At 66.2% G+C, this 5,737-nt stretch carries 5 protein-coding genes and 1 pseudogene; 2 read left to right on the top strand and 4 right to left on the bottom strand.

Annotated elements, in window-relative coordinates:
* Positions 1-1,441 (bottom strand): ATP-binding protein (locus ACRDUX_RS04185; protein WP_526411313.1); only part of this gene is annotated, 1,441 nt, incomplete at its 3' end.
* A 122-nt stretch (positions 1,442-1,563) separates the two neighbouring features.
* Here ACRDUX_RS04185 and ACRDUX_RS04180 point away from each other — a divergent pair.
* Entirely contained in the window at positions 1,564-2,931 is a 1,368-nt protein-coding gene (locus tag ACRDUX_RS04180) for a dicarboxylate/amino acid:cation symporter (protein ID WP_526411311.1), read from the top strand.
* 84 nt (positions 2,932-3,015) lie between these two features.
* On the opposite strand, the gene ACRDUX_RS04175 is transcribed toward ACRDUX_RS04180, so the two are convergent.
* Together ACRDUX_RS04175 and ACRDUX_RS04170 are read right to left on the bottom strand one after the other, a co-directional pair.
* Entirely contained in the window at positions 3,016-3,321 is a 306-nt protein-coding gene (locus ACRDUX_RS04175; protein WP_526411309.1) for a hypothetical protein, read from the bottom strand.
* Positions 3,322-3,418: 97 nt separating this feature from the next.
* Positions 3,419-3,724 carry a hypothetical protein gene (locus tag ACRDUX_RS04170; protein WP_526411307.1) on the bottom strand — a complete coding sequence of 102 codons (306 nt, stop codon included), beginning with the start codon at positions 3,722-3,724 and terminating at the stop codon, positions 3,419-3,421.
* Between the two features lie 161 nt (positions 3,725-3,885).
* On the opposite strand from ACRDUX_RS04170, the gene ACRDUX_RS04165 reads away from it, so the two are divergent.
* A complete protein-coding gene (locus ACRDUX_RS04165) occupies positions 3,886-5,529 on the top strand; it encodes a long-chain fatty acid--CoA ligase (RefSeq protein WP_526411305.1) in 1,644 nt (547 codons plus the stop codon).
* 56 nt (positions 5,530-5,585) lie between these two features.
* On the opposite strand, the pseudogene ACRDUX_RS04160 reads toward ACRDUX_RS04165, so the two are convergent.
* Positions 5,586-5,737 (bottom strand): annotated as a pseudogene (locus tag ACRDUX_RS04160) (lipid-transfer protein); the annotation flags it as partial.

The following is a 5,737-nucleotide window of genomic DNA, read 5'->3' as shown; positions in this document are numbered from 1 at the left end:
GTTCTGGCTCGATCCCGGCCTTGGTCGAGTAACCGCGCTGCATGGCCCGCTCGAAGGTCTCGGCGTCCATTCCCGCACCGCTGTCGGCCACACGCACGAGCAACTCGTGCTCGTGCAGCGCGACCGTGACCTCGACCCACGGGTCATCGCGGTCGCACGCATCCATCGCATTGTCGATCAGGTTGCCAAGCACGGTGATCATCTCCTGCGACGACAGTGGCACGTCGTCCCCGTCCGACGGCAGGTGGGTGTCCTCGGTGATCGTCAGCGGGATGCCCCGCTCGTCGGCCTGGGCCGACTTGCCCAACAGCAGCGCCACCAGGGCGGGTTCACCGACATCGTTCGACAGCCGGTCGACCAGTCGCTGGGAGAGGGCCAGCTCGTCGGTCGCGAACCTGACGGCCTCCTCCGGTCGGCCCATCTCGACCATGGTGATCACGGTGTGCAGCTTGTTGGCCGCCTCGTGTGCCTGTGCGCGCAGCGATTCGGTCAGTATCTGCAGCGAGCTCAATTCCCCCAGCGCGCCCTGCAATTCGGTGCGGTCGCGCACGGTGACCACTTCCGAGTGTGCCGAATCCGTCACGCGTGAACGGTTGACCACCAGTACCCGTTGATCGGTGACGTGCACCTCGTCGCGTGCACCGGGGGCGTAGGCGCGAAGGAACTCGGGCAGATCCGTCGGCACCACCCGGCCTGCGGGGAGCCCGAGCAGACGGCGTGCCTCGTCGTTGATCAACACCACCCGGTCGCGGTCGAGCACGACGAGCCCCTCGGACACCGAATGCAGGATGGCGTCGTGGTGTTCGTACATGACGCGCAGTTCATCCGGCCGAAGTCCGTGCGTCTGACGCAGCAGGCGACGCCGGATGGCCCACACCCCGACGAACGAAAGGGCAAGGGCCCCAATGCCGACGGCGGCGATCATCGGCCACTGGTCGCGCCAGCGCTGGGCCAGCGTCTGCTGCGTGATACCCGCGGAGACCAGTCCAACGACGTGACCGGATGAGTCGTGCACCGGCGCGATGGCACGAATCGATGGACCCAGCGTCCCCGTGTACACCTCGCTGAACGTCTCGCCGCGCAGCGCGGGTTCGATGGTTCCGAGATAGATTCCGCCGATCTGACTCGGATCGGTGTGAGTGAAACGTGTGCCGTCAGGCGCCATGATCGTGATGAACGCGATGTCGGTGTTGGTGCGCACCGCCTCGGTGACCGGCTGCAGAATCGCGGTCGCCCTTCCCGATTCGATCGCCTGCGCGGTCGAGGGTGAGTCGGCCAGTGCCGTCGCGATGCTCACCACTTGCTGGCGGGCGGCGGAGTCGCCGTCCTCGCGTGCGTCGAGCAGCGCCAAAACGCTGCCGACCAGCACCACCACGGCGATCACCGCAATCTGGAGCGCGATCGCCTGGCCGGCCAACGAGCGTGGCCACCACCTGCGCATCGGACCTCCGGAACGTCGGGACGTGAACGTAATGAACTAAAGGGTGACCTGGATCACTCGTAGGAAGACCATCCTTACAGACCACATTCGTCGCTCGACCGTACGTTCAAGGAGATTCGGCCATGACAGACCAGCTGGACACGTCCGCCCCGCCGAAGAAGCGGGACCGCACCCATTGGCTCTACCTTGCGGTCATCGTCGCCGTCGTCGCAGGCGTCGCGGTGGGTCTGCTCGCCCCCGACGTCGGCAAGAGTGTCGGCGTGCTCGGCACGATGTTCGTCAGCCTCATCAAGATGATGATCGTCCCCGTCATCTTCTGCACGATCGTGCTCGGCATCGGAAAAGTGCGCGCCGCGGCGACGGTCGGAAAGGTCGGCGGGCTCGCGTTCGTCTACTTCCTGGCGATGTCGACCGTCGCGCTCGCGATCGGTCTCGTCGTCGGAAACCTGCTCAGCCCTGGCACCGGCCTCAACCTCTCCGCGACGTCGGACAAGGGGAGCCAGCTCGCCGAGACCGCCCACGAGGCAGGCGGTCTGATGGACTTCATCCAGCACATCATTCCGACGTCGCTGTTGTCGTCGCTGACCGAGGGCAATGTGCTGCAGGCCCTGTTCATCGCCCTGCTCGTCGGGTTCGCACTGCAGGGCATGGGCACCGCGGGTGAAGGCATCCTGCGTGGGATCGAGGCGGTGCAGAAGCTGGTGTTCAAGGTGCTCGCCATGATTTTGTGGCTGGCCCCGATCGGCGCCTTCGGAGCGATCGCGAACGTCGTCGGTCAGACCGGCTGGAGCGCCGTCACGCAGCTGTTGACTCTGATGCTCGGGTTCTACCTCACCTGCATCGTCTTCGTGTTCGGCGTGCTCGGCGTGCTGCTGCGGGCGGTGGCGGGTGTGTCGATCTTCCGGCTGGTCCGTTACCTGGCCCGCGAATACCTGCTGATCTTCGCGACCTCGTCCTCCGAATCGGCCCTGCCTCGTCTGATCGCGAAGATGGAGCACCTGGGCGTCGAGAAGACGACGGTTGGCGTGGTCGTCCCGACCGGCTACTCGTTCAACCTGGACGGCACGGCGATCTACCTGACCATGGCTTCGCTGTTCGTTGCCGACGCCATGGGCAAGCCGCTGGCCATCGGCGAACAGATCTCGCTTCTGGTGTTCATGATCGTCGCCAGCAAGGGTGCGGCCGGAGTCAGCGGCGCCGGACTGGCCACGCTGGCCGGCGGCCTGCAGAGTCACCGTCCCGACCTGCTCGACGGTGTCGGCCTGATCGTGGGCATCGACCGGTTCATGTCCGAAGCGCGGGCGGTGACCAACTTCTCGGGCAACGCGGTCGCCACGATGCTGGTCGGCACGTGGACCAAGACGATCAACCGGGCCAGGGTCGATGCGGTGCTCAGCGGCGACGCCCCGTTCAACGAATCGACGATGCTGGACGATCACGAGTCACGCGCCGAAGATCCGACGCAGGTGAAGGTCCCTGCGTCGGCGTAGGGCGCGCAAATGAAGGACCCGGTCGAATCCCCCCTCGGCCGGGTCCTTCTACGTGTGCGACGGCTCAGCGAAGCCTGGTCGGCGTCAGCAGACCAGTGAGACCGAGATCGTCTGACTGGTCACCTGCGGCACCAGGAAACTGCGGTCACCATTGCGCCCTGGGCCGACGTAGGGCACCAGCTGCGAGACGGTCTGCGGGTTGCGGACACTCGTGACCGTGCACTTGTCGATCGGCGCGGTACCGATCTTGTCGATGTTCACCGTGTAGCCCTGGGACTGAAGCCGGCTGATCGTCTCCTGCGCCGTCTCTGCGCTTGCGAATCCCGCCGGCGCCAGTGCGGCTCCGCATACCCCGATGGTCACCGCGGCGACCGCCCACTTCGTGCGCATGAGGCGCCTTCCTGTCATGTTCATGTCAATCATCCACCATGGACGGCGCCAGTGGAACTCGATTGCTTCCCGACGCGCGCTCGCGCGAGGAGCGGCGTCAGCGCGAGCAGTCCAGCGACACCGAGATCGAGCGGCTGACGACGACCTCGATGATGCGGTACTTGCGGTTGCCGTTCGCGTCTCGCTTGCCGTAGTAGTCGCGGACGTTGCGGGTCTGAGTCTGCGGATTGCGGACGCTGGTGACGACACAGTCGTCGATTCGCGCGCTACCCACCCGGTCGACGTTCACGGTGAAGCCCTCGGACTCGAGCTGGGAGATCGTCTCCTGCGCGGTCTGGTCCGCATGGGCCACACCGGAGGAGACGGCCAGCGAAACGCACACTGCTGCGGCAGAAGTGACCAAAGTGGTGAATATCGACGACGGACGCATATGCGCCCCCTATCTGGAGACCGAATCGTTCCTCTGTACATCGCCTGTGAGGCCGGATTCGTTGCACCTGGCCGAACCGCCAATTTCGGCGGGTACCGCCACTAGCATCGCGGCCAACGCAGGGAGGAGCTCACATGCAGAGCACGATGCAGGACGTCCCGCTGACCATCACGACGATCATGCGCTACGCCTGCGAAGTGAACGGCGACCGCACGGTCACCACGGCGATGGGCGACGGCCGCTACCGCACCTGCACCTACCGGGAACTCGGCGAGCAGATCGGCAGGCTGGCCAACGCGCTGCGCGCACTCGGCATCGACGGTGACGACCGGGTCGCCACGTTCATGTGGAACAGCGCCGAGCACGTCGCCGCGTATCTGGCGGTGCCGTCGATGGGCGCGGTGTTGCACACGCTCAACATCCGGCTGTCGCCGGAACAGATCGCCTACATCGCGAACGAGGCCGAGGACGAGGTGATCATCGCCGACCTGTCGCTGACGGCTCAACTGGTCCCGGTGCTGCCGCTGCTGGACACCGTGCACACCGTGATCGCGGTCGGCGACGGCGATCTCGCACCGCTGATCGAGTCGGGCAAGACCGTGCTTCGCTACGACGAGACGCTGGCCGCTCAGTCACCCGAGTTCGACTGGCCCGTCGTCGAGGAAACCTCGGCCGCCGCCATGTGCTATACCAGCGGCACCACCGGCAACCCGAAAGGCGTTGTCTACAGCCATCGTTCGAGCTACCTGCACGCCATGAGCACGTGTACGGCCAACAACCTCGGCATCGGCGCCCAAGACTCGGTGTTGCCGATCGTGCCGATGTTCCACGCCAACGCCTGGGGACTGCCCTACGCCGCGCTGATGGCGGGCGCCGACCTGGTGCTGACCGATCGGTTCCTCGACGCGAAGTCGATCATCGACGTCATCGAGACCGCGAGGCCCACCGTCGCGGGCGCGGTGCCGACCATTTGGAACGACGTGATGCACTGCCTGGAATCCTCACCGGGACGCGATATCTCGTCACTGCGACTGGTGTCGTGCGGTGGGTCGGCGGTGCCGGTCTCGCTCATGAAGGCCTACGAGGAGAAGTTCGGCGTCCAGATCCGCCAGCTGTGGGGGATGACCGAAACCTCGCCGGTGGCGACGATGGCCTGGCCGCCGCCTGGTGCGTCGGAGAAGGAGCACTGGGCGCTGCGGGCCACGCAGGGCAGGCCCATGTGCGGTGTCGAGGTCCGCATCGTCGACGACGCGGGCGACCCGCTACCCAACGACGGCAAGGCGGTTGGTGAGCTCGAGGTCCGTGGCCCCTGGATCACGGGTTCGTACTACCGCAACCGCGACGACTCCAAGTTCGCAGGCGGCTGGCTGCGCACCGGAGACGTGGGGCGCATCGACCCGCTGAGCTACGTGACCCTCACCGACCGCGCGAAGGACGTCATCAAGTCCGGCGGCGAGTGGATATCGTCGGTCGACCTGGAGAACCACCTCATCGCCCATCCCGCGGTGTTGGAGGCCGCGGTGGTCGGCGTGCCCGACGAGCGCTGGCAGGAGCGGCCGTTGGCTGCCGTCGTCCTCAACGATGGCGCCGAGGCCACCCCGGCGGAGTTGCGGGAGTTCTTGGCGGACAAGGTGGTTCGCTGGTGGCTGCCCGAACGCTGGACGTTCGTCGACGAGGTGCCACGCACCAGCGTCGGCAAGTACGACAAGAAGACCATCCGCGCCAGGCACGCCGACGGTCTCTACGAGGTCATCACCATCTCCCGCGAACAGACGTAAAAGGCCCTCTTTTGGCCCATTTCAGGGGCTTTTGTGTCTGCTCGCGGGCATGGGGACTAGCGGTCGGCGCGTTGGTAGGCGGTCACGACGGCGGCGCCGCCGAGGCCGATGTTGTGCTGCAGCGCGGCGGTGACGCCGTCGACCTGACGCTTGTCGGCGGTGCCGCGCAGCTGCCAGGTCAGCTCGGCGCACTGAGCCAGCCCGGTGG

The organism is Mycobacterium sp. (assembly GCF_050701675.1).
Lineage (GTDB): Bacteria > Actinomycetota > Actinomycetes > Mycobacteriales > Mycobacteriaceae > Mycobacterium.
The sequence above is the reverse complement of the archived record's forward strand: the minus strand, read 5'-3'. Positions and strand labels throughout refer to the sequence as shown.

Bases quoted from the DNA above. Each gene is read 5' to 3' on its own strand.
- ACRDUX_RS04175 (WP_526411309.1), bottom strand. From the start codon at position 3,321: ATGCGCACGAAGTGGGCGGTCGCCGCGGTGACCATCGGGGTATGCGGA.
- ACRDUX_RS04180 (WP_526411311.1), top strand. From the start codon at position 1,564: ATGACAGACCAGCTGGACACGTCCGCCCCGCCGAAGAAGCGGGACCGC.
- ACRDUX_RS04165 (WP_526411305.1), top strand. From the start codon at position 3,886: ATGCAGAGCACGATGCAGGACGTCCCGCTGACCATCACGACGATCATG.